This window comes from Ruegeria sp. CL7, assembly GCF_056536445.1.
Map to the genome: position 1 here is coordinate 1,057,718 of NZ_JBQFPQ010000001.1, position 22,150 is coordinate 1,079,867.

At 57.0% G+C, this 22,150-nt stretch carries 22 protein-coding genes; 12 read left to right on the forward strand and 10 right to left on the reverse strand.

Features of this window, described 5'->3' with window-relative positions; all coding sequences use genetic code 11:
* The first annotated feature begins 155 nt into the window (after nucleotides 1-155).
* Nucleotides 156-1,703 carry a helicase HerA-like domain-containing protein gene (locus tag ACR0LI_RS05325; RefSeq protein ID WP_209833122.1) on the forward strand — a complete coding sequence of 516 codons (1,548 nt, stop codon included), beginning with the start codon at nucleotides 156-158 and terminating at the stop codon, nucleotides 1,701-1,703.
* A gap of 32 nt (nucleotides 1,704-1,735) precedes the next feature.
* Here the strand turns inward: ACR0LI_RS05325 and ACR0LI_RS05330 are convergent, their stop codons facing one another.
* The 8 genes from ACR0LI_RS05330 to ACR0LI_RS05365 all read right to left on the reverse strand — a co-directional run bounded on the left by ACR0LI_RS05330 (nucleotide 1,736) and on the right by ACR0LI_RS05365 (nucleotide 8,658).
* Nucleotides 1,736-1,990, reverse strand: coding sequence for a hypothetical protein (locus tag ACR0LI_RS05330; protein ID WP_171632436.1), 255 nt, complete (start codon nucleotides 1,988-1,990; stop codon nucleotides 1,736-1,738).
* A gap of 181 nt (nucleotides 1,991-2,171) precedes the next feature.
* Entirely contained in the window at nucleotides 2,172-3,485 is a 1,314-nt protein-coding gene (locus ACR0LI_RS05335; RefSeq protein ID WP_171723265.1) for a branched-chain amino acid ABC transporter permease, read from the reverse strand.
* The gene (locus ACR0LI_RS05340) at nucleotides 3,482-4,492 is read right to left on the reverse strand and encodes a branched-chain amino acid ABC transporter permease (RefSeq protein WP_209833126.1); all 1,011 of its coding nucleotides are present in this window, start codon (nucleotides 4,490-4,492) and stop codon (nucleotides 3,482-3,484) included. The genes ACR0LI_RS05335 and ACR0LI_RS05340 overlap by 4 nt, the downstream gene beginning before the upstream one ends.
* Before the next feature lie 208 nt (nucleotides 4,493-4,700).
* Nucleotides 4,701-5,030 carry a hypothetical protein gene (locus ACR0LI_RS05345; protein WP_210092366.1) on the reverse strand — a complete coding sequence of 110 codons (330 nt, stop codon included), beginning with the start codon at nucleotides 5,028-5,030 and terminating at the stop codon, nucleotides 4,701-4,703.
* 184 nt (nucleotides 5,031-5,214) lie between these two features.
* Nucleotides 5,215-5,730, reverse strand: coding sequence for a hypothetical protein (locus tag ACR0LI_RS05350; protein ID WP_480718139.1), 516 nt, complete (start codon nucleotides 5,728-5,730; stop codon nucleotides 5,215-5,217).
* Nucleotides 5,731-5,735: 5 nt separating this feature from the next.
* A complete protein-coding gene (locus tag ACR0LI_RS05355) occupies nucleotides 5,736-6,566 on the reverse strand; it encodes an ABC transporter ATP-binding protein (protein WP_257600743.1) in 831 nt (276 codons plus the stop codon).
* Nucleotides 6,563-7,351 carry an ABC transporter ATP-binding protein gene (locus tag ACR0LI_RS05360; RefSeq protein ID WP_152457994.1) on the reverse strand — a complete coding sequence of 263 codons (789 nt, stop codon included), beginning with the start codon at nucleotides 7,349-7,351 and terminating at the stop codon, nucleotides 6,563-6,565. The genes ACR0LI_RS05355 and ACR0LI_RS05360 overlap by 4 nt, the downstream gene beginning before the upstream one ends.
* Nucleotides 7,352-7,476: 125 nt before the next feature.
* A complete protein-coding gene (locus tag ACR0LI_RS05365) occupies nucleotides 7,477-8,658 on the reverse strand; it encodes an ABC transporter substrate-binding protein (RefSeq protein ID WP_152457993.1) in 1,182 nt (393 codons plus the stop codon).
* 153 nt (nucleotides 8,659-8,811) lie between these two features.
* Between ACR0LI_RS05365 and ACR0LI_RS05370 the strand changes: the two genes are divergently transcribed.
* Both ACR0LI_RS05370 and ACR0LI_RS05375 read left to right on the forward strand, forming a co-directional pair.
* Nucleotides 8,812-9,909, forward strand: coding sequence for a PQQ-dependent sugar dehydrogenase (locus tag ACR0LI_RS05370; protein ID WP_480718140.1), 1,098 nt, complete (start codon nucleotides 8,812-8,814; stop codon nucleotides 9,907-9,909).
* A 96-nt stretch (nucleotides 9,910-10,005) separates the two neighbouring features.
* The gene (locus ACR0LI_RS05375) at nucleotides 10,006-10,533 is read left to right on the forward strand and encodes a GNAT family N-acetyltransferase (protein WP_209833136.1); all 528 of its coding nucleotides are present in this window, start codon (nucleotides 10,006-10,008) and stop codon (nucleotides 10,531-10,533) included.
* 9 nt (nucleotides 10,534-10,542) lie between these two features.
* Here ACR0LI_RS05375 and ACR0LI_RS05380 read toward each other — a convergent pair whose 3' ends face one another.
* Entirely contained in the window at nucleotides 10,543-11,547 is a 1,005-nt protein-coding gene (locus ACR0LI_RS05380) for a GlxA family transcriptional regulator (RefSeq protein ID WP_171632453.1), read from the reverse strand.
* 169 nt (nucleotides 11,548-11,716) lie between these two features.
* Here ACR0LI_RS05380 and ACR0LI_RS05385 point away from each other — a divergent pair, with 169 nt between their 5' ends.
* Nucleotides 11,717-13,087, forward strand: coding sequence for a class II 3-deoxy-7-phosphoheptulonate synthase (locus ACR0LI_RS05385; protein ID WP_171115908.1), 1,371 nt, complete (start codon nucleotides 11,717-11,719; stop codon nucleotides 13,085-13,087).
* A 68-nt stretch (nucleotides 13,088-13,155) separates the two neighbouring features.
* Here ACR0LI_RS05385 and ACR0LI_RS05390 read toward each other — a convergent pair whose 3' ends face one another.
* The gene (locus ACR0LI_RS05390) at nucleotides 13,156-13,830 is read right to left on the reverse strand and encodes a PAS domain-containing protein (RefSeq protein ID WP_480619393.1); all 675 of its coding nucleotides are present in this window, start codon (nucleotides 13,828-13,830) and stop codon (nucleotides 13,156-13,158) included.
* Nucleotides 13,831-14,074: 244 nt separating this feature from the next.
* Between ACR0LI_RS05390 and ACR0LI_RS05395 the strand changes: the two genes are divergently transcribed.
* The 8 genes from ACR0LI_RS05395 (at nucleotide 14,075) to pstB (ending at nucleotide 22,150) form a co-directional block, all read left to right on the forward strand.
* On the forward strand, nucleotides 14,075-14,965 hold the full coding sequence (locus ACR0LI_RS05395) for a YicC/YloC family endoribonuclease (protein ID WP_480718141.1): 891 nt from the start codon (nucleotides 14,075-14,077) through the stop codon (nucleotides 14,963-14,965).
* 17 nt (nucleotides 14,966-14,982) lie between these two features.
* Nucleotides 14,983-15,624: a guanylate kinase gene (gene gmk / locus ACR0LI_RS05400; RefSeq protein ID WP_171328399.1), complete on the forward strand. Its 642-nt coding sequence runs from the start codon at nucleotides 14,983-14,985 to the stop codon at nucleotides 15,622-15,624.
* Nucleotides 15,621-16,145 carry a gamma carbonic anhydrase family protein gene (locus tag ACR0LI_RS05405; RefSeq protein ID WP_480718142.1) on the forward strand — a complete coding sequence of 175 codons (525 nt, stop codon included), beginning with the start codon at nucleotides 15,621-15,623 and terminating at the stop codon, nucleotides 16,143-16,145. Before gmk ends, ACR0LI_RS05405 begins: the two co-directional genes overlap by 4 nt.
* 27 nt (nucleotides 16,146-16,172) lie before the next feature.
* Nucleotides 16,173-17,213, forward strand: coding sequence for a sensor histidine kinase (locus ACR0LI_RS05410; RefSeq protein ID WP_480718143.1), 1,041 nt, complete (start codon nucleotides 16,173-16,175; stop codon nucleotides 17,211-17,213).
* Between the two features lie 193 nt (nucleotides 17,214-17,406).
* Nucleotides 17,407-18,447: a substrate-binding domain-containing protein gene (locus tag ACR0LI_RS05415; RefSeq protein ID WP_171632468.1), complete on the forward strand. Its 1,041-nt coding sequence runs from the start codon at nucleotides 17,407-17,409 to the stop codon at nucleotides 18,445-18,447.
* Nucleotides 18,448-18,539: 92 nt separating this feature from the next.
* Entirely contained in the window at nucleotides 18,540-20,012 is a 1,473-nt protein-coding gene (gene pstC, locus ACR0LI_RS05420; RefSeq protein ID WP_171632471.1) for a phosphate ABC transporter permease subunit PstC, read from the forward strand.
* Nucleotides 20,009-21,340, forward strand: coding sequence for a phosphate ABC transporter permease PstA (pstA, locus tag ACR0LI_RS05425; RefSeq protein WP_171632473.1), 1,332 nt, complete (start codon nucleotides 20,009-20,011; stop codon nucleotides 21,338-21,340). Before pstC ends, pstA begins: the two co-directional genes overlap by 4 nt.
* A gap of 12 nt (nucleotides 21,341-21,352) precedes the next feature.
* Nucleotides 21,353-22,150 (forward strand): phosphate ABC transporter ATP-binding protein PstB, encoded by a 798-nt coding sequence (gene pstB, locus ACR0LI_RS05430; RefSeq protein WP_152457980.1) that lies wholly within the window; start codon nucleotides 21,353-21,355, stop codon nucleotides 22,148-22,150.

Genomic DNA, 22,150 nt, shown 5'->3' on the forward strand with positions numbered 1-22,150 from the left:
GAACCTGCAAAAAAGCCGTGCCCGAAGGCACGGCCAGTCGACAGGGAGGAAGTCTGCCCCACGTGAAGGAAACAAACGCGGGGCAAATTGACTATCGCAGTCAAAGGTTAACTTTGTATGCTGGTCACGGATCGGTGAAACATAAGGCAATGTTAATGGGCAAGAATATATTTTTGGGTGGCGGAGGCGAAGGCTATGGCCAGCCGCAGGAACTGGCACTGAAATATGCCAACCGCCATGGGCTGATTGCCGGCGCCACTGGGACCGGTAAGACCGTAACGTTGCAAATCCTCGCGGAAGGGTTTTCCCAAGCCGGAGTTCCGGTGTTTCTGTCCGATGTCAAAGGTGATCTGTCGGGCCTGGCTTTGCCCGGAAGCGACGCGCAAAAACTGCATCAGGCATTTATGGATCGTGCCAAACGCATAGGGTTCGACGATTTTGCTTATTCCGCCTGCCCGGTTACGTTCTGGGATCTTTTTGGTGAACAGGGCCATCCAGTGCGGACGACGGTCACTGAAATGGGCCCGTTGCTGCTGTCCCGGTTGATGGAATTGAGCGAAGCGCAGGAAGGTATCCTGAACATCGCGTTCCGCGTGGCCGATGAAGAGGGAATGCCTCTTCTGGATCTCAAAGACCTTCAGGCGCTGCTGGTCTGGATCGGCGAGAACCGGGCCCAGCTTTCATTGCGATATGGCAATGTATCGACATCTTCGATCGGTGCGATCCAGCGGCGATTGCTGGTATTGGAAAACCAGGGTGGAACAAAACTGTTTGGCGAACCCGCGCTGGATCTGTCCGATCTGATGCGCACCGATGAAAACGGGCAGGGGATGGTGAACATCCTTGCTTCGGACAAACTGATGGCAGCGCCACGGCTTTATGCGACATTCCTGCTGTGGCTGCTGAGCGAATTGTTTGAGGAGCTTCCCGAAGTCGGTGATCCTGACAAACCCAAGCTGGTGTTCTTCTTCGACGAGGCGCATCTGTTGTTTGACGGCGCTCCGAAAGTGTTGGTGGACAAGGTTGAACAGGTTGCGCGCCTGATCCGGTCCAAAGGGGTGGGTGTCTATTTCATCACCCAGAATCCCGCCGATATTCCCGAGGATATTCTGGGGCAGTTGGGCAATCGCGTTCAACACGCTTTGCGGGCCTTCACGGCGCGTGACCGAAAGAACCTGCGTCTGGCGGCGGAAACCTATCGCGAAAACCCCGCCTTTGACACCGAAGCCGCAATTCGCGAGGTGGGCGTTGGTGAGGCTGTCACGTCGATGCTGCAGAAAAAAGGTGTTCCCGGAATTGTCGAGCGCACATTGATTCGTCCGCCGGGATCCCAGTTGGGGCCCATTTCTGATGCCCAGCGGCGGGCCATTCTCGATGCCTCGCCGATGGCGTCTAAATATGACGATGGTATTGATCGAAAATCGGCCTTTGAAATCCTCCAGGCTCGGGCCGAGGCGGCTGCCAAGGCCGCTGAACAGGCAGAGGCCGATGAAGTTCTAGAGGCACAATCACCGATGGAACGAGAGTATTCTTCGGCTCGCAGATATTCGGGAAGCCGGGTCGGCAGATCCTCGTCCCGGGTGCAACGGCGGAAAGACACGTTTGCATCGGCGATGACCGACGCAGTTATCAAAGAACTGAAAGGAACGACCGGACGCCGAATCGTTCGTGGTATTCTGGGTGGATTGTTCCGCAACAGATGACGGAACGGCGCCCATCACGGGTGCCGCAATGTTTACTTCAGACGGCGCTGGCCTTCCCGACGGCAGTAGGCGTCAGCCTCCGGCACGGACATTTTCGAAGCCGGGAAGTCAATCGCCCGGTCCCAGGTCACCCGGTCGTGACGATATAGCTGACAGGTTACGACACCTTTGGGCGTTTGAACTTTGACGGGAGTTGTTTCAAGTTCTTCCGGAGTGGGAATGCAGGCGGTTGTTACGATGGCGACAACCGGAAATAGAAGCAGTGTCTTGAACCGTGGTGCTTTCATTTTTGACTCTTTTCAAAACGTGTAAATGATCGTTACAGATCGGCGTAGACGGATGTGAGTGCCGGCGACATACCGCAAAAAGAAAACGCTGCGGTGTGTCCGTTTATTCAAAAAATCGTTAAGAATCAAGAAACCGCGCCGGATAAGAGGCGCGGTTTCGCTTATTGAAGGTGGAAGCGATCTATTTCTCTGGGATCAGCCCTCTTGGGCTGAATCTGAGAACAATCAACAGGATCAGACCCATCGTGAACAGACGCATATGTGCGGCGCTGTCCAGCAGGTGGACTTTCAATGCACTTCCGTCCGGCAAGCCGGCGGTAATGACATTCATCAGCCACAAGCCGATCGGTTCAACCTGAACCCACAGGAACCAGATGAGGAATGCGCCCAGAACGGCCCCGAAGTTGTTGCCCGAACCACCCACGATCACCATCACCCAGACCAGAAAGGTAAAGCGCAGCGGTTGATACGCGCTTGGCGTCAACTGGCCGTCCAGCGTTGTCATCATCGCACCCGCGATACCGCAAACAGCCGAACCCAGTACGAATATTTGCAGATGACGACGGGTGACATCCTTGCCCATGGCCTCAGCCGCCACTTCATTGTCACGGATTGCGCGCATCATCCGGCCCCACGGGCTTTTCAGCGCCATCTGAGCCATCCAGAGTAGAACCAGAAGCACAATCAGGAACAGCAGCGAATAACCGAGTTTGACCGAAAGGGTGGATGCGGTGACGGGGTCCAACCCCAACCATTCGGCCCGCGCCAGAAAGGCCGGGTCGTTCTGCAAATCCACTTCGTAGCCCACAACAGGGGACGGGCGTGGGATGCCGTAGACATTCTTGACGCCCCGGGCCAGCCAGTCTTCGTTTTTCATGACGGCGATAATGATTTCGGCGATACCCAATGTGGCAATCGCCAGATAATCCGAGCGAAGGCCCAGCGCCGTTTTACCGATCAGCCACGCAGCACCCGCCGCCAGCAAACCACCGGCCGGCCAGGCCAGCAGAACCGGCAGATTCAAACCGCCAATATTGCCGGCAATCGCCGGGTCGATGGCCTCGACCGCCGCAATGCTGGGATCGAACACCGCGCGATAGACAAAAAAGCCCACGACAAGAACGGCGATGATCGTCAGGGTTTGCACACGGCCTTTCGGCAGTTTCGTTGCCACCAGAACGGCGGCAACCACTGTCGCGGCACCCAGCAGCAAAGACAGAACGATGCCATAACCTCCGGCAGCCCAGGCACCGGGCGTGGGCGGCGTTGAAACCAGTACGACGGCCAGACCGCCCAGAGCGACAAAGCCCATCACGCCCACATTGAACAGACCGGCAAAACCCCATTGCAGGTTTACACCGATCGCCATGATGGCGGAAATCAGCCCCATATTCAGGATCAGGATCGCGGTGTTCCAGCTTTGCGTGAAACCGGTCAACAGGATTAGGCCGCCGACAATTGCGAAGAGCAGCGTATTTTTGACAGCGTCGGTCATACTGCTTTCCCCTTGAAAAGGCCCGTGGGCTTGAACAGAAGCACGATCAGCAGGATGACAAAGCTGACGGCGAATTTGTAATCGGTCGAGAGGAGTTGCACCAATCCTGACGGCTCAAGGTTTTCCGGCGCAAGATAGGTCAGCACCTTCTTCCAGGCGTATGTTATCGTCACTTCGGAAAACGCGATGATAAACCCGCCTGCGATGGCGCCCAGAGGATTGCCCAAACCACCCACGATGGCCGAGGCAAAGATCGGCAGCAGAAGCTGGAAATAGACGAAGGGTTTGAAGCTTTTGTCCAGCCCGTAAAGTACGCCAGCAGTTGTGGCCAGCGCCGCAACGATGATCCATGTGATCATCACCACACGTTCCGGGTTGATGCCTGACAGCAGCGCCAGATCCTCGTTGTCCGAGTAGGCCCGCATCGACTTGCCTGTGCGCGTCTTGTTCAGAAACCAGAACAGCAGCGCCACGGCAACAACGGCCACGATCACCGTGATACCTTGCGACGTCTTGATGGCCAGACCCTCGCGCAGACCGGTCATCGCCTTGAAATCGCGTGCCGAAACAATGAACCGGGCACCGTCCGAAAACCTTTGGTCGTCTGGCCCGATGATAAACCGGACCAGGCCGTTCATGATGAACATCACGCCCATGGAAACGATCACCAGAATAACGGGCTTCGCCTTTTGGTCACGGTAGAATTTGTAGACCAGCCTGTCGGTGATCAGCACCAGAACGATACAGCCCAGTATGGCAAAGGGCAGGGCGAGCAGGGCGGTTGGCAGCGGTCCAAAGCTGATCCCGGCGGCCTGCAACCCCCATGTGACCAGCACGGCGATCATCGCGCCAAAGGCCATTGTGTCGCCATGGGCAAAGTTCGAAAATCGCAGAATGCCGTAGATCAGGGTCACGCCAAGCGCGCCCAACGCCAGTTGACTGCCATAAGCGACCGCAGGCACCAACACAAAATTCGCAAGCGCAACAAGCGCGTTGAGTAGATCCATTATTTATTCTCACTGTCCGGGTGCGGTCTTATGGCATGACGGTCCGCGCAGGCACAATGTTTCCTGCGCTGTTTTGCGTCATATTTTTCTGCTGGTTGTGAAAAAAATCCACGAGAAAACCGGAAGCAGGCAAGACTATTCAATTTTGGCCTGGCTCAGTCACGCACCGGCCAATTCCGGTGAGTGACTGAGATGGTAAGAAGCGGGATCAGGCGTCCGTCTCGGTGCAGGTGCCGTGATCGGTTCCCGCGTGGGGACCCTTGACCGAGAGGTCAAAGGACATGTCGTCATAATGCACGACAAAGGTCATGACATCTTCGCCTTCAATATGGACAAACGTCATGTTACCAACGCCTTTGAACACCATCGCGTCGCCAGAAACACTTGCAGTTTCGATGTAGCCTTTGTCTCCATCCGGTGCCCGATTTAGGCGCACTTCACTGCCGTCGCGGTCCGACACACAGACAAAGTGACGTTCTTCCGCAGTTGCGGCGGTCGCACACAAGGTGGCAATGGCCACACACATCCATTTTTTCATTTTTGGGTCCTGAACAGAGTTTTTATTCAGAAGGTTCGCTTAATTTCACGGAACTTGATTTGTTTGACCGGGAAACCGTTTCCTTCACAGCGCCCGGCGTTAAACGCACAATGTGACCGGATTGCAGCCGACGCGTGGAAATCTTGGGAAGGTTGTCGAAGTTAAAGACAGCCAGATACTGAGATCAACGTGCGTTCTCTTCTAAACTCGCGACTTCAGTCGATTGCGGAAACAAGAAGGAAGTTGGAGGGCGTAATAATTGCTTTGAGAAAGCCCACTGGTTCTGTTGCTCGCCTTGGCAAAAACCCTCAACGGCCACTACTATCAACCTTTCGCGCCCAACAAGCGTCTCGCTGAGGATTGCAGTTCCAAGGTCGTAGTCGGGCTTATCAGCGTGGACGATACCTTGGTAAATATCGAGCCTCGGGCTTCCGATGCCCACACCATAAGCAAATACTGACAATATTGGGTCATGCGATATCCGAATATGTGTCCAATCACTGGTAGGGTAATCAGAACCATTTTCCTGCCAAACAATCCTGTCATCGAGCGCCGATAGGATGACCGTTCGTTGAATCTCGAACTCGCAACGGACGATCACGCCATTTCTAGACTGCTTAGCTTGCGGTGCTAGGCTCTGAGCAAACGCGATGCTACCTAACAGACATGAACAGAAAACGGCGAGTAGGCTGGTTTTCACAGGCCTCACCCCCCCAAGAAGCTCTTCCGAACCTCCGGATCGGCCAGCAGTTCCTTGCCCGTGCCGGTATAGGCATTGCGCCCCTGAACCAGAACGTACCCCTTGTCGGCAATCTCCAGAGCCTGGCGGGCGTTCTGTTCGACCATCAGGATCGGCAGGCCGGTGCGGGACACTTCGATAATCCGGTCGAACAGTTCATCCATCACGATCGGCGAAACGCCTGCCGTGGGTTCGTCGAGCATCAGCACCTTGGGCTGGGTCATCAGCGCGCGGCCAACTGCGACCTGTTGGCGTTGTCCGCCCGACAACTCTCCGGCGGCCTGATTGCGCTTGTCGCGGAGGATCGGGAAGAGGTCATAGACCTGCTCCATCGTCTGGCTGATGTCGTCGCGGCGGATGAAGGCACCCATTTCCAGGTTCTCTTCCACCGTCATCGAGGTAAAGATGTTCTGTGTCTGCGGCACGAAACCCATGCCACGCATGACCCGGTCCTGCGGGGAGAGGTTGGTGATATCCTCGCCATCCAGACGCACGGACCCTGAACGGACATCCAGCATCCCGAACACAGCTTTCATCGCCGTCGACTTGCCCGCACCGTTTGGGCCGACGATGACTGCGATTTCACCCTTGTCCACGGCGATGGTGCAATCATGCAGAATGTCCGGCCCTTTGCCGTAACCACCCGTCATGGTGTCGCCGATCAGAAACGGGCCGCCTTCGACCTTATGCGTCGCACCACTTTTGCGATGGGCCGGGGTCATGGTGCCGACACCATGCGGATTGGTGATCGAGGCGTCCTTGTTGCCCTTGTCATCCTGATAGGGGTTGTCGCTCACGCGCCTGCCTCCAGTTTGTCTTTGTTCTTCAGGCCGGTGCCCAGATAGGCTTCGATCACGTGCTCGTTCGCCTTGATCTCGTCCAAGGTACCCTCGGCCAGTACCTTGCCTTCGGCCATGCAGATGACCGGATCACAGATCTTGCCGATGAAATCCATGTCATGTTCAATGACGACGAAGGTGTATCCACGCTCCTTGTTCAGACGCAGGATCGTGTCGGCAATAGTCATCAACAGGGTGCGGTTCACACCCGCGCCGACCTCGTCCAGAAACACGATCTTGGCGTCTACCATCATCGTGCGGCCCAGCTCCAGCAGCTTTTTCTGACCACCCGAGACCTGACCCGCCTTGTGATCGGCCAGATGTTCAATCGTCAGAAACTCCAGCACCTCATCGGCCTTGGCCTTCAGCGCGCGTTCTTCATCAGCAATGCGTTTGCGGCCAAACCACGTGTTCCACAGCGACTCACCTGATTGCGCGCCAGGCACCATCATCAGGTTTTCACGGCAGGTCATCGACGGGAATTCATGTGCAATCTGAAACGTGCGCAACAGCCCCTTGTGGAACAGCTCATGAGGGGGCAGACCGGTGATATCCTCGCCGTCCATCACCACCTTGCCGCTGGTCGGCGGCAAAACACCTGCGATCACATTGAACAGAGTGGTTTTTCCTGCCCCGTTGGGCCCGATCAGGCCGGTGATCGACCCTTTCTGGATTTCCAGCGATGCCCCGTCCACCGCATGAAATCCGCCGAAATGCTTGTGCACGTCCTCGACGACGATCATCTTTTCCCCTTGCCGCCTGTTCGGCGCTGTTGTCTCGACCCCGTTTGCCGGGTGCGGTCTTTTTTCATTGAAACAGCCCGGACACAAGGCCCGGGCTGCTTGCATTCATAGCTTTTGGCGATCAATCAACGGAAGTTGACGGTCTTGTTTTCACCGTCGGTCACTTCGATCTCACGATAGGACCCCGCGCTTTCGCCGGGGCCGATCAGCTCGACACCGGACGCACCGACATAGTCGATGTCCTGACCGTTTGCCAGCAATTCCAGACCCTTGGCCAGTTCGCCGGGATAGATCTTTTCGCCCGGAGCGTTGGCGACGTCCATGATCTTACCGCCATAGTCGGCCGGATTGGTCGATCCGGCAGCCTGCATGGCCAGCATGAACAGAGCAGCAGCGTCATAGGATTCGGGCGAATAGGGCGACGAACCGTCGAACCCTGCGGCTTCGGCCATGGCGAAATACTTCTCGGCGCCTTCACCGCCCGAACCGGCGATCTGACCGAACGAACCGTTCAGGTCGGGGCCGACATTGGCCGGCAGCGAGTCACCGATCATGCCGCCGGGCAGGCCAAAGGTGTCAAACGCACCGCTGTCCAGCGCCGACTGGATGATGCCCAGACCGCCCTGATCCAGATAGCCCGCAACAACCAGAATGTCGCCACCGGCCGAGGCCAGAGCACCAACTTCGGCCGAATAGTCGGCCTTGCCATCCTCATGCGCTGCAACGATGGTCACTTCACCACCTGCTGCCTCGAAAGAGGTTTGGATCGCGTCCGCCAGACCCTTGCCGTAGTCGTTGTTGGTATAGGTCAGAGCGATCGAGTTGATGCCGCGATCCTTCAGGATATCCGCCATCACCTGGCCTTCGCGCGCATCTGAAGGCGCGGTCCGGAAGAACAGGCCGTTGTCTTCCATGGTCGACAGGCCCGGCGAGGTCGCCGAGGGCGAGATCATGACCATGCCATTCGGAATCGCGACATTCTGAAGGATCGCGCCGGTCACGCCCGAGCAATCGCCGCCGATGATGCCGGCAACACCGTCGGCAATCATGCGTTCGCCGTTCGAAGTGGCCAGACCGTTATCAATGCAGCCGGTGTCGGCGCGCGATGCGGTCACTTTGGATCCATCCAGCAGTTTTCCGGATTCGGTGACTTCCGCCATCGCCAATTCAGCGCCCGAACCCATTGCGGGTGCCAGCGATTCAATTGGGCCGGTGAATCCGAACAAAACACCAAGCGTAATGTCTTCGGCCAGCGCAGGTCCGGCCAGCAAAGCGGATGCTGCAGTTGCTGTAAGCAGCTTTTTCATATGGTTACTCCCTATTGTGAACGCATTCGTTCTGGCCACGAACCTAGGCAAGCTGCCCGGAAAAGAAAAGTCCTAACGCAATCGTGTTTTTATCGATCGGAAATCTATCTGTTTTGTTAGGGTTTGCCTAAGATTGTCCGGAGAAGTGTCAACATGCTCAGAGCTGCCGCGATTCTGTTCTTCACTATTTACAGTGAAAGCGCCTTGGCACAGGCGTTGTCGACCTCGGTCGGGAAAATTGAACTCACCGAAATGGCAGGTGGGCTGGATACGCCCTGGGCCGTCGGCATCTTGCCTGACGGCAGTTTTCTTGTCACCGAACGCGACGGAAACCTGTTGTATGTTCAGGGCGGAGAGGCGAATGCCATATCCGGCGTTCCCAAAGTCGCAGCTTCGGGGCAGGGCGGATTGCTGGACGTTACGATCCCGCGCGATTTCAATCAAAGCCGCGAGGTCTTTCTGACCTTTTCAAAACCGCAAAAGGGTGGCGCGGGCACGGCTGTCGCGGTGGCGCGCCTGTCCGAGAACGGCACGCGCCTGACGAATCTGCGGGTCATTTTCGAGGCTTCCCCCGGCGGATCAGGCGGGCGGCATTTCGGCTCACGCGTTGTAGAAGCCAATGACAGCACTCTTTTTGTAACCATCGGAGATCGAGGGGATGCGCCACAGGCGCAGGATCGCTCGAACGCCATGGGTTCCGTGATCCGTATCAACCGCGACGGCTCGGTGCCTTCAGACAATCCTTTCATCGGGCAGGCAGATATCCGACCTGAAATTTGGACCTATGGGCACCGCAACCCACAGGGGGCCGATTTGGATACGCGCGGCCGATTTTGGGTGTCGGAACACGGTGCGCGCGGCGGTGACGAGGTGAACCTTGTCAAACCCGGCGCCAATTACGGCTGGCCGGTTATCTCTTACGGCACACATTATTCCGGAGAGAAGATCGGCGAGGGCACCAGCAAGCCCGGTATGGAACAGCCGCGCCTGTACTGGGACCCGTCGATCGCGCCGTCGGGGTTGATGGTCTATTCCGGCGACATGTTTCCAGAATGGCGGGGCGACATTTTCGTGGGCTCGCTGAAATTCGACTATATCGCGCGGCTGTCCGAAGATCCGCTGCGCGAGGTCGAGCAGATCAAGGGCCCCGATACCGAACGGGTCCGTGACATCGTGCAGGCCCCGGATGGGGCGATCTGGTTCATTTCAGTCGGGCAGGGCGCGGTTTACAGGATGTCTGTCAAACAGTGACATACGAAGCATGCCAGCAGACTTTTCAATTCCATTTGCGCGTTTCCATCGTCGCAGTCACTCTGTCCAACAGGTTACACGGTTAAGGGGATATTAATGAGTGATTTCGACATTGAATTGTGCACAAGTATCCCGCCAAGAACCGAGCTGAATATGATTTTGGAGCAATATTATGCTCTTATCGCTCAAAGAATGCAGGGTATGGGGTTCGAATTGGATCCTTCCGCACCGCAAAGCGCACTGGAGGAATTCTGGGCGAACACGGATGACTACATGCCTCCGAACGGATGCCTGATCGTCGCAAGAAACCACGGTGGCAAAATCGTGGGGTGTGGAATGATGAAACGGTTTGATCAGTCTACCGGCGAGTTGAAACGTGTATTTGTAACCGAAGACGCTCGGGGCACCGGAGTGGGGCGCGCATTGATTCAAGCACGAGAACAAGCCGCCAGAGCTATGGGGCTGAAGCGGTTGATCGCAGATACACTCACCCCAAATGTGGAAATGAGATCTTTGTATCCCAAGCTCGGGTTTGTGGAACTGGACTCTCCGATCGAGACAACAACCTACAAAGATCAGCCCATGCTCCGACCGTACTTGCACTATTTCGTCAAAGAACTTTGACGCTGGACCTTAGACTGACAGTCTTCCACTTTGCGCACCACGTTCGCGATAGGGCGTGGTGTTGTAATGCGCCCGGTAGCATTTTGAAAAATGGCTGGGCGAGGCGAAACCACAGGCCAGCGCCACGTTGATGACGCTCATATCGGTCTGCATCAGCAGGTTGCGGGCTTTGTGCAGGCGCAGTTCCATGTAATAGCGCTTGGGGGAACGGCTGAGATACCGGCGGAACAGACGCTCCAGCTGGCGGGTTGACATACCCACTTCCTTGGCAAGGATCGAGGGCGAAATCGGTTCTTCGATGTTCTTTTCCATCATCAGTATAACCTGGCTCAACTTCGGATGCCGCACACCGATTCGGGTCGGAGTTGACAAACGCTGCGTGTCCTGGTCGGTTCGAATCGAGGAATAGATCATCTGATCCGCCACCGCGTTGGCCAGATCCTCGCCATAGTCATCTGCAATCAGTTTGAGCATCAGGTCAATCGACGAGGTGCCGCCCGCAGTCGTCATGCGACTTCCATCGATCTGAAAGACGGCTTTGGTCAGTTTGACCTCGTCGAACTCTTCGATGAAACTGTCAGAGTTCTCCCAATGGATCGTTGCCTTCTTATTGTCCATCAACCCGGCCTTTGCCAGAGTATAGGCCGCAGTGCAGAGGCCACCGATCCGCAATCCCCTTCGCGCTTCACGCCGCAGCCAGTTCAGCACGCGCTTGGTGGTGGCCGCCTGAACGTCCACGCCACCGCAAATCAGAACAACGTCATCTCGCTGCAACTCCACCAGATCACTGTCAAGACTGAACTCGGTCCCGGCCGAGCAAGTTACCGTTTCTCCGCCTTCTCCTATCAGCTTCCAGGTGTAAAGCTGTCTGTTCGCCATGCGGTTGGCGATGCGCAGACTGTCAAGCGCCGAAGCAAAAGACAGAAGCGAGAATTTGTCCAAAAGGACAAACACGAAATTCCGGGGTGGGGCCGCAGTGTCTTCCACCGTGACAACTTGGCGTTGCTCTTGCATGGCGAGATGTCCTTGCTTCGCTGCTGGACGTGTGATTATCCAGCCGCAGATTTGACAGCCACCATGATCAAAGCTTGTTTGCGTCGTCAAGAGGCGCAAATGGGATATGGTCACTCTTCATTGCATTTTGTATAGAGACCACCTGAAAACTTCAGCGGAGATCAAAGCTATGACCGAATGGCAAAAATCGAACTGGCGCAACAAGCCCCGGGTTCAGATGCCAGATTATACCGACGCGGCCGCGCTGGCCAAGGTCGAGGCTCAGCTTTCAAAGTATCCCCCGCTGGTCTTTGCAGGCGAGGCGCGGCGTCTCAAACAGCATCTGGGTGCCGCCGGGCGCGGCGAGGCCTTCCTTCTGCAAGGCGGGGATTGCGCTGAAAGCTTTGAACAATTCAGCGCTGATGCGATCCGTGACACCTTCAAGGTGATGCTGCAAATGGCGATGGTTTTGACTTATGGCGCCAAGGTGCCAGTGGTCAAAGTCGGTCGTATGGCCGGGCAATTTGCCAAACCACGCAGTGCCCCGACCGAAGTCGTGAATGGTGTGGAACTGCCAAGCTACCGCGGCGACATCATCAACGAATTGGCCTTCACGCCCGAAGCCCGGATTCCGAATCCCAACAAGATGTTGCAGGCCTACACGCAGGCGGCGGCGACGCTGAACCTGCTGCGGGCGTTCTCAACCGGCGGCTTCGCGGATATGAGCCGCGTGCATGCCTGGACTTTGGGTTTCGCGGATGAACAGGACGTTCAGAAATATTCCGAGGTTGCCGATCGTATTCAGGACACCATCGACTTCATGGAAGCCGCTGGAATCACTGCGGAAACAACCCATGAATTCTCGACCGTCGAATTCTACACCAGCCACGAAGGGCTGTTGCTGGAATACGAAGAGGCACTGACGCGACTGGATTCCACCTCGGGCAACTGGCTGGCTGGCTCCGGTCACATGATCTGGATCGGCGACCGCACCCGTCAACCCGACGGCGCGCATGTCGAGTTCTGCCGCGGGGTACTGAACCCGATAGGTCTGAAATGCGGCCCAACCACTACGGCCGAGGACCTCAAGGTTCTGATGTCAAAGCTGAACCCGGACAACGAAGAGGGGCGGCTGACCCTGATCGCGCGCTTCGGCGCGGGCAAAGCGGGCGAGCATCTGCCGCGTCTGATCAAGGCGGTCAAGGAAGAGGGCGCCAAGGTCACCTGGGTCTGCGACCCCATGCACGGAAACACGATCAAATCGGCCACGGGCTATAAAACCCGCCCGTTTGATTCTGTTCTGCGCGAGGTGCGTGACTTTTTCGGAGTGCATCAGGCCGAGGGAACCATCCCCGGCGGTGTGCATTTCGAAATGACCGGGCTGGATGTGACCGAATGCACCGGCGGTGTACGTGCCGTGACCGAAGAAGACCTGTCGGACCGCTACCACACCGCCTGCGATCCGCGCTTGAACGCATCGCAGTCGCTGGAACTTGCGTTCCTGGTGGCGGAAGAGCTGACCAACCTGCGTCGCAACGGCTCGAAACGCGCGGTAAGCTGAGCGCATCCGAAACACTGACAACAGCGGGCCATCGGCCCGCTGTTTCTGATCACGGCAATTGGCGGGTCTCAATCGTCGCGAGACACCACCAGATGCAGATGGCCGGCAGAGCGTTTGAATTCGCGTTGTTCCTCAGCAAAACCTTCCACAGGGCGGCGCAGTGTGGGCGCGGGTACCTGAATTTCAGAAACCGGTTTGATCCGCGTATCGGTCAGTGAAAACCGGCGCGGTGTCTTGCCGATTGCGCCATCGGCGATCATGACCCCCAAAATACGGCTGACATCCCCAAGGTCACTTTTCAGCGGCAGAAGGATCATCCGGGCCTGCATCCGGGTACGTCCCAACACCCCGTCCGAGTTCAGACTCAATTCGGCAACAGCAGGGGACGCAAATACCTGTTCCAGTACATCCTTGGTCTGTGCGCGGGCATCGGGTTGAAAGAACGCGGTCAACGGCATTCCCCGCACTTCCATACCTGCAAGCGCGTTCAGATGGCTGCCTGCCAGACGAAAACGGGCCAGGCCGGGTGCGATGCGTTCCAGGATGAAAGTATATTCAAGAACATTCTCAAGACCGCGCGGGTCGATTTGAGACCGCATCGGCACGCTGTCGCCGCTCAACAATGCGGTCCAATACGCCTCGGCCTGGCGGATCGGCGATAGGCTGCGCCCACTGTCAAAGCGATCCATTGCGACGATCTTTCCAAATTCTGACCCGGAACCTATCCCGAAAAAGGTTTTCATTTTCATCACCCTACCGTCAATTGGCCGCCTTTTTCATAAAATGCAACACAATGGAAGCATCTACGGCCCGCAAACCATTGCTAAGGGTATTTTGACTCGGGTTAATTCAATTTTGGAGCAATTCTTTAACGAATGGTTAACTTGCGCCAAACAAATGCGTCTTCAGCAAACTCTTGCTCTGCACCAGTCAATGGCATTAGGTGCGCACATGCTCGAAACAGCTGGGGAACAGGAAAGGGCCATCATGATCAGATCCATGACCGGGTTTGCCTCGGGGAAGGGAACTTTTGGCCCGCACAGCTGGTCGTGGGAACTTCGCAGCGTAAACGGTAAGGGGCTGGACATGCGTCTGCGCGTGCCCGATTGGTTGACCGGTCTCGAAGTCGCGTTGCGGGCGTCCCTGTCCAAATCCCTGAGCCGGGGAAACGTGACCCTGTCGATGCGCTTGAACCGCGAGGATTCTGCCCCGGAACTGGCCTTGAACGAAACCGCGATGGCTGCGGCCCTGACCGCTCTTGAGCGAACGGAAGCGCTGGCAGCTGCGCGCGGCATCACGCTTGCGCCGTCGCGTGCGTCAGATCTTTTGGCGCTCAAGGGGATGATGGACGCAGGAACCGAGGCCGACGATCCGGCTCCGCTTGTTGCTCATCTGACGTCCGAATTCAAAGACCTTCTGGCGGCGTTCATAGATATGCGCAAAACCGAAGGGGCAGCTTTGGCCGCGGTCTTGAACACGCAACTGGATCAGGTCGCGGAACTGACGGCGCAGGCCGCAGAGATTGCCGAGCAACGCAAAGACAAGATGACCGAGGGGCTGCGCGAGAATCTCGCGCGGGTGCTGGAGAATGCGCAGGGCGCGGATCCCGATCGTGTCGCGCAAGAGCTGGCGATGATCGCGGTCAAGGCGGATATCACCGAAGAAATCGATCGCCTGACCGCGCATGTAGGGGCCGCTCGTGAGTTGTTGGCACAGGAAGGGGCCGTGGGCCGCAAGCTGGATTTCCTGATGCAAGAGTTCAATCGCGAAGCCAACACGCTGTGTTCCAAGGCGCAAAGCTCGGACCTGACATCGGTCGGGCTGGAACTGAAAGCGGTGATCGATCAGATGCGCGAGCAAGTGCAGAATGTGGAATAAGAATGGGAACGACTGACATGGCGGACCGCCGAGGCCTACTAATCATCCTGTCTTCTCCGTCCGGAGCGGGCAAATCGACCCTGGCCAGACGGCTGATGGCCTGGGATACGGATCTGGAATTCTCGATCTCGGCGACGACCCGTGCCCCGCGCCCCGGGGAAGAGCATGGGCGCGAGTATTTCTTCCTGTCCGAGGACGAGTTCAAACAGCAGGTCGCTGATGGGCAGATGCTGGAACACGCCCATGTATTCGGAAACTTCTATGGTTCGCCTGCCGAGCCGGTCAAAAATTCGATCAATGCCGGTAAGGACGTATTGTTCGACGTCGATTGGCAGGGCGAAGTGCAGATCCGGAATTCGGATCTGGGCAAACACGCGTTATCGATTTTCATTCTGCCGCCGTCCATCCCCGAGCTGCGCCGCCGGCTGGAAACGCGCGGGCAGGACAGTGATGACGTCATCGCCCGTCGGATGCTCAAAAGCTGGGATGAAATCAGTCACTGGGGCTATTACGACTACGTCCTGATCAACGATGACCTCAAGGCAACCGAAGAAAAGCTGAAAACCATCGTCAGCGCGGAACGGATGCGCCGCATTCAGCAACCCAGGTTGCAACAGCACGTCCGCAAGTTGCAGAGAGAATTCGAGGGACTGTCATGACAGTTTACGCTTTGGGCGAGCACGCTCCGCACATTCACGACGACACCTGGGTCGCGCCGGATGCCAATCTGATTGGCAAGGTTGTGCTGGAGCAAGGAGCCTCGGTCTGGTTCGGATGTACTATTCGCGCGGATCACGAAGAAATCCGGATCGGCGAGGGCAGCAACGTTCAGGAAAACTGCGTGATGCATATCGATGCCGGTTTTCCCCTGACAATTGGTCGAAATTGCACCATCGGCCACAAGGTGATGCTGCATGGCTGCACCATAGGCGAAAACACGTTGGTCGGAATGGGCGCGATCGTCCTGAACGGGGCAAAGATCGGCCGGAACTGTCTGATCGGAGCAGGGGCCCTGATCACCGAGGGCAAGGAAATCCCCGACAATTCGCTTGTCATGGGATCGCCGGGCAAGGTCGTACGCCAGCTGGATGAGGCTGCGGCGCAAAGGATCACGTTCAGTGCGCTGCACTATCAGGAAAACATGCGCAAATTCCGCGAAACCCTGAAACCTGCGCTTTAACGCGGCGGAATGAGTGGGTTTTGACGCATGACCGAAGACGTTCTTGAGGACATTGTTCTTGCGATCCCTCTGCCGGCGCTGATGGTGGATCAGACCGAACGGATCATTGCCGCGAACACGGATGCAACGTCCCTTCTGGGCCAGAACATTGTTGGACGTCATTTTGCGACCATATTGCGACAGCCACAGGTTCTGGACGCGATCGAGCAATGCCTGACAAGCAGAAGCGCAAAGAAAGCACGTCATCTGTCCAATGACGGCGCGCAGGACACAACATACACAGTTGAATGCAGATACATGAACGGGGTCGCTTCGGAAGGGGCCGTTATGGTCACGTTTCAGGACACCACCCATCTGGAGCACGCCAGCCAGATGCGGAGGGATTTCGTGGCCAATGTCAGCCATGAATTGCGCACGCCGTTGACTGCCTTGATGGGGTTTATCGAAACCCTGCGCGGTCCGGCCCGGGATGACCCCGCCGCGCGTGACCGGTTCCTCAAGATCATGGCCGATGAGGCCAACCGGATGAACCGTCTGGTCGGGGATCTGTTGTCGTTGAACCGGGTCGAAAGCGAAGAACGTGTTCGACCCAGACAACAGCTGGAACTTACCGGTCTTCTTCAATCCACGATAAACTCGCTGCGGCCCCTTGCCGAAGACGCCGGTGTGGTTTTGTCGCTGGACGTGAAAAACGGCCCGCTTTCAGCCACCGGTGACGGCGACCAGTTGCGACAGGTTTTCACCAATCTTATCGAGAACGGGATCAAGTATGGTGCCAGTGGCGGTAGTATTACGGTACGTGTCCTGCCGGTGGACAGGGATCCGGCGATGCGCGGCCCGGCGGTCCGAATCCAGTTCATAGACAAAGGCCCCGGCATAGATGCCGTTCACCTGCCGCGCCTGACAGAGCGATTCTATCGCGCCGACAGCCACAGGTCGCGGCAGCTGGGCGGAACCGGGCTTGGCCTTGCGATCGTGAAGCATATCGTCAATCGCCATCGTGGAAGACTTCGTGTCGAAAGCGAATTGGGAAAAGGCTCTGTCTTTACAGTTATTTTGCCCCGTTGAAACAGCTTGGAATGCAAGTCTGCTTTTGATCTGACCCCGTGGGGCATTGGCGTTTCATTGGAAAAAACGCAAAAAAACCCCTGCTGTCATAAAACCGTTACGCATGTGTCACAAAAGGCTTACGCACGCGCCATAGGGGTCCCCGCAGGATCATCATGGTGGTGATCAAGCACATCTTTTCAGGGAGACTGAAATGTCCTTTGTAAAACTGTCGGCATCTGCGCTGGCTATCGCTGCCGTCTCGGCGACCACTGCTGCGGCGCGTGACAATGTTCAGATCGCCGGTTCGTCGACCGTTCTGCCTTATGCCTCGATCGTAGCCGAACTGTTCGGTGAAAACACAGACTTTCCAACTCCGGTTGTTGAATCCGGCGGTTCGTCGGCTGGTCTGAAGCGGTTCTGCGAAGGCGTTGGCGAAAACACCATCGACGTTGCAAACGCATCCCGCGCGATCCGTGAAAAAGAGATCAAAGCCTGTGCCGAAAACGGTGTGACCGACATCATGGAAGTCCGCATCGGTTATGACGGCATCGTATTCGCAAGCCAGCAGACCGGGCCTGCCTTTACCGCGTTCGAACCGTCCGACATTTTCAACGCTCTGGGTGCAAAAGTTCTGAAAGACGGCCAGATCGTTGACAACCCGTACAACACCTGGGCCGAGTTCAACCCGGAACTGCCCGATGTTGAAATCGCAGGCTTCATCCCGGGCACCAAGCACGGCACCCGCGAAGTATTCGAAGAAAAAGTTCTGCTGATCGGCTGTGAAGAAACCGGCGCCATGGAAGCCATGATCGCGGGCGGTATGAGCGAGGACGACGCTGAAGACGCCTGTCTTGCGGTTCGCACCGACGGCAAATCGGTCGATATCGACGGTGACTACACCGAAACCCTGGCGCGTATCGACACCAACCCCAACGGTATCGGCGTGTTTGGTCTGGCGTTCTACGAGAACAACACCGACAAGTTGAAGGTTGCCACCATGTCGGGTGTCGCACCGTCGACCGAAACCATCTCGACCGGCGAATATCCGGTTTCTCGCCCGCTGTTCTTCTACGTGAAGAAAGCTCATATCGGCGTGATCCCGGGCCTGAAGGAATACGCGCAGTTCTTCACCCATGACGAAATCGCCGGTCCGTCGGGCCCGCTTGCCAACTATGGCCTGGTCGCCGATCCCGAACTGGCAAAAACTCAGGACGCGATCTCCAACGAAGTCACCATGGGTTCGGGCAGCTGAGCCTGACGTCAGTTTAACGCAAATAGGGGCGACGGATCAGTCGCCCCTTCACTGTCTTTTTACTACACGCAATCGAAGGCAATGGGGGTGTTATGCCGATACTTTGGCTCTTTCTGATCGTTTCGGCGATCGCGGCTGTCGGCTATCTGTTGGGACGCAAACGCGCGCTGCAAAACGCTGGTGGTGACAGTCGGAATCTGCATTCCCTGCCATCATTTTATGGTGCAAACGTTGCGCTGAAGACGCTTGTGCCGGCCTTCGGCCTCTTGATCGTGTGGCTGTTGGCGCAGCCTTTCTTTCTCAATGCGCAGGTGTCGGGCATGATATCCGACTCCGTGATAAAGGAAGGTTCCTCTCGCAGCCTGGTGATGGCCGAAGTACGCCGCACAGCCGCCGGGCTGGACAATGCGGTTGCGCAAGGAAACCTGACCGAGAACGCCGCCAGTGATGCCGATGCGAATGTCGCCGAGATCACCCAGCTTTTGAAGGACGCGGGGCAGGTGGTGACCTCGGACATCACTCAACCGGTATTGCGCGCTGCGCAGAGCTATCGCGCCATGAGCTCGACCGGGTATGCGATCATGTCCATTGCCGTTGTCGCGGTTGCCTTGATCGGTGCCGTAGCGGGCTGGTTGCAAACCAACGCCGAATACCGTGCGCGCAACGTTGTGGAACAGGGGGTTCGTGTCCTGCTTATGGCGGCCGCGTCGGTTGCCATTCTAACAACGGTGGGCATTGTCCTGTCTCTTGTGTTCAACACCTGGGAGTTCTTCAAACTATACCCGGCGTCAGATTTCTTTTTCGGCATGACCTGGGCGCCCAGCTTTTCGGGCCGCGGCGGGTTGTCCGAACTTGGTATCTTGCCGCTGCTGTGGGGGACGCTCTACATCTCTGTCGTGGCGTTGCTGGTTGCAGTGCCGATCGGGTTGTTTGCCGCGATCTATCTCAGCGAATACGCTTCGCCCCGCTTGCGCTCTGTCGCCAAGCCGCTGCTTGAGGTGCTGGCCGGGATTCCGACCATCGTTTACGGTCTCTTCGCTTTGTTGACCGTTGGTCCGCTGCTGTTGGATGTTTTTGGTGAAAATGGCCTGGGCTGGATGAAAGCCGGCACCGCCGTCATGACTGCGGGTCTGGTGATGGGGATCATGTTGATCCCGTTTGTCTCATCGCTGTCTGACGACATTATAAACGCCGTGCCGCAGGCAATGCGCGATGGTTCCTACGGTCTTGGCGCCACGCAATCGGAAACCATCCGTCAGGTCGTTCTGCCCGCCGCGTTGCCCGGTATCGTCGGCGCGATCCTTCTGGCGGCATCGCGCGCCATCGGCGAGACCATGATCGTGGTTCTCGGGGCAGGGGCCGCGGCCCGCCTCAGCCTGAACCCGTTCGAAGCCATGACAACCGTGACAGCTAAGATCGTCAGCCAGTTGACGGGGGACGCCGACTTTGCCTCGCCCGAGGCACTGGTCGCCTTCGCACTTGGCATGACCCTTTTCATTCTAACCTTGGGGCTCAACGTGTGTGCCCTGTATATCGTGCGCAAGTATCGGGAGCAGTACGAATGACCGACACCAGTATGCAAAGCCCCCAATCCGGTCGCCATATGATCTCGCTTACGGCTCCGGATGAACGTACGACGAAACGTGCCAAAGCCGAGAAACGGTTCCGCGCTTATGGCATCGCCGCAATCGCAACCGGTCTGTTCTTTCTGGTTGTTCTGTTCGCTTCGATCCTGTCGCAGGGGATTCCGGCCTTCCAACGCACGGTCGTCAGCATTGAATTCACACTGACCGAACCGCAGCGGGACGAGGCCGAAGGGGCCCTGTTCAAGACAAAAGTCTATTCCGACTTGTTCGTCGCCCAGTTGAACAGTGAACTTGCTGAACGCGGAATCAGCGTTGATTTTGATGAGGCCGCGATCGAGCGTCTTTTGGGTAAAGTCGGCGGAACGATCCGGACCTTCTATACAGAAAACCCTGACAAGCTGGGCCAGCCGGTTCAATTCGATCTGGCAGCATCCAGCCGGGTGGACGGATACTTCAAAGGCCGCGTATCCCGCGACACGATACAAGACAGCCGGTTTCTGCAAAAAAGCGATCTGGATCTGGTCGATGCGCTGGAACAGGCCGGCATCATCAAGCAGGCATTCAACTGGCCCTTCATCACCGGAGCGGACGCAGGCGTGGACAACCCCGGCGGCGCAGGCATCGGTGTCTCGGTTGTGGGATCATTCTTCATGATGCTGGTCGTTCTGTGTCTGTCTCTGCCGATTGGCGTTGCAGCTTCGATCTACCTCGAAGAATTTGCGCCGCAGAACAAGCTGACCGACCTGATCGAAGTGAACATTTCGAACCTGGCCGCGGTTCCGTCCATCGTCTTCGGTATTCTGGGCCTGGCCGTTTTCATTCAGTTCATGCACCTGCCGCAATCGGCACCGCTGGTCGGCGGTCTGGTTCTGACCCTGATGACGCTTCCGACGATCATCATCTCGACCCGCGCGTCTTTGAAGGCCGTGCCTCCGTCGATCCGCGACGCGGCGCTTGGGGTAGGGGCGTCAAAAATGCAGGCGGTGTTTCACCACGTGCTGCCGCTGGCTGCGCCGGGCATTCTGACGGGTACCATCATCGGTCTGGCGCAAGCCTTGGGAGAAACCGCACCTCTTTTGCTGATCGGCATGGTTGGATTTGTCGCGCGCGGTTATCCTGACGGCTTTCTGGCAGGCTTTACCGAGCCGAATTCAGCCATGCCCGCCCAGATCTATACATGGGCCGCACGTGCTGACGTTGGCTTTTACGAGAAGGCGTGGGGTGGGATCATCATACTTTTGATGTTCCTGCTGACCATGAATATCATCGCAATCATCTTGCGCCGCCGCTTTGAACGCCGCTGGTAAATGGGGGCTGGAATGAACGACATGACACGAGTGGAGAGAACCGTGGACTCCAAAGACATCAAGATCAACGCCAAGAACGTACAGGTTTTCTACGGTGAAACCCACGCCATCAAGGACGTGAGCGTTGAGATCGAAGACAAGACCGTCACGGCCTTCATAGGGCCATCTGGTTGTGGCAAGTCCACCTTCCTGCGCTGCCTGAACCGGATGAACGATACCATCGATATCTGCCGCGTCGAAGGCGACATCCTGCTGGATGGTGAAGACATCTATGACAAGCGTGTCGATCCGGTCCAGTTGCGCGCCAAGGTCGGGATGGTGTTCCAAAAACCCAACCCGTTCCCGAAATCGATCTATGACAACGTGGCCTATGGCCCGCGCATTCACGGCATGGCCCGCAACAAGGCGGAACTGGATGAAATCGTGGAAAAATCCTTGCGCCGCGGCGCGATCTGGGATGAGGTCAAGGATCGTCTGGATGCACCTGGAACCGGCCTGTCCGGCGGCCAGCAGCAGCGTTTGTGCATCGCCCGGGCCGTCGCCACCGAACCCGAAGTTCTGTTGATGGACGAGCCGTGTTCGGCCCTTGATCCGATTGCGACCGCACAGGTCGAAGAGTTGATCGACGAACTGAGGTCGCGGTTTTCCGTTGTGATCGTCACCCACTCGATGCAGCAGGCGGCACGGGTCAGTCAGAAAACGGCCTTTTTCCACTTGGGCAATCTGGTTGAATTCGGTGAAACCGGGCAGATTTTTACCAATCCGATAGATCCGCGCACGGAAAGCTACATTACCGGCCGCATCGGCTAA

Coding starts and splice junctions, on each gene's coding strand:
- ACR0LI_RS05335 (WP_171723265.1), bottom strand. CDS start 3,485: ATGACCGACGCTGTCAAAAATACGCTGCTCTTCGCAATTGTCGGCGGC.
- ACR0LI_RS05325 (WP_209833122.1), top strand. CDS start 156: ATGGGCAAGAATATATTTTTGGGTGGCGGAGGCGAAGGCTATGGCCAG.
- pstB (WP_152457980.1), top strand. CDS start 21,353: ATGAACGACATGACACGAGTGGAGAGAACCGTGGACTCCAAAGACATC.
- pstC (WP_171632471.1), top strand. CDS start 18,540: ATGCCGATACTTTGGCTCTTTCTGATCGTTTCGGCGATCGCGGCTGTC.
- ACR0LI_RS05410 (WP_480718143.1), top strand. CDS start 16,173: ATGACCGAAGACGTTCTTGAGGACATTGTTCTTGCGATCCCTCTGCCG.
- pstA (WP_171632473.1), top strand. CDS start 20,009: ATGACCGACACCAGTATGCAAAGCCCCCAATCCGGTCGCCATATGATC.
- ACR0LI_RS05375 (WP_209833136.1), top strand. CDS start 10,006: ATGAGTGATTTCGACATTGAATTGTGCACAAGTATCCCGCCAAGAACC.
- ACR0LI_RS05415 (WP_171632468.1), top strand. CDS start 17,407: ATGTCCTTTGTAAAACTGTCGGCATCTGCGCTGGCTATCGCTGCCGTC.
- ACR0LI_RS05385 (WP_171115908.1), top strand. CDS start 11,717: ATGACCGAATGGCAAAAATCGAACTGGCGCAACAAGCCCCGGGTTCAG.
- ACR0LI_RS05345 (WP_210092366.1), bottom strand. CDS start 5,030: ATGAAAAAATGGATGTGTGTGGCCATTGCCACCTTGTGTGCGACCGCC.
- ACR0LI_RS05395 (WP_480718141.1), top strand. CDS start 14,075: ATGATCAGATCCATGACCGGGTTTGCCTCGGGGAAGGGAACTTTTGGC.
- ACR0LI_RS05365 (WP_152457993.1), bottom strand. CDS start 8,658: ATGAAAAAGCTGCTTACAGCAACTGCAGCATCCGCTTTGCTGGCCGGA.
- ACR0LI_RS05390 (WP_480619393.1), bottom strand. CDS start 13,830: ATGAAAACCTTTTTCGGGATAGGTTCCGGGTCAGAATTTGGAAAGATC.
- gmk (WP_171328399.1), top strand. CDS start 14,983: ATGGCGGACCGCCGAGGCCTACTAATCATCCTGTCTTCTCCGTCCGGA.
- ACR0LI_RS05370 (WP_480718140.1), top strand. CDS start 8,812: ATGCTCAGAGCTGCCGCGATTCTGTTCTTCACTATTTACAGTGAAAGC.
- ACR0LI_RS05405 (WP_480718142.1), top strand. CDS start 15,621: ATGACAGTTTACGCTTTGGGCGAGCACGCTCCGCACATTCACGACGAC.
- ACR0LI_RS05380 (WP_171632453.1), bottom strand. CDS start 11,547: ATGCAAGAGCAACGCCAAGTTGTCACGGTGGAAGACACTGCGGCCCCA.
- ACR0LI_RS05360 (WP_152457994.1), bottom strand. CDS start 7,351: ATGATCGTCGTCGAGGACGTGCACAAGCATTTCGGCGGATTTCATGCG.
- ACR0LI_RS05340 (WP_209833126.1), bottom strand. CDS start 4,492: ATGGATCTACTCAACGCGCTTGTTGCGCTTGCGAATTTTGTGTTGGTG.
- ACR0LI_RS05330 (WP_171632436.1), bottom strand. CDS start 1,990: ATGAAAGCACCACGGTTCAAGACACTGCTTCTATTTCCGGTTGTCGCC.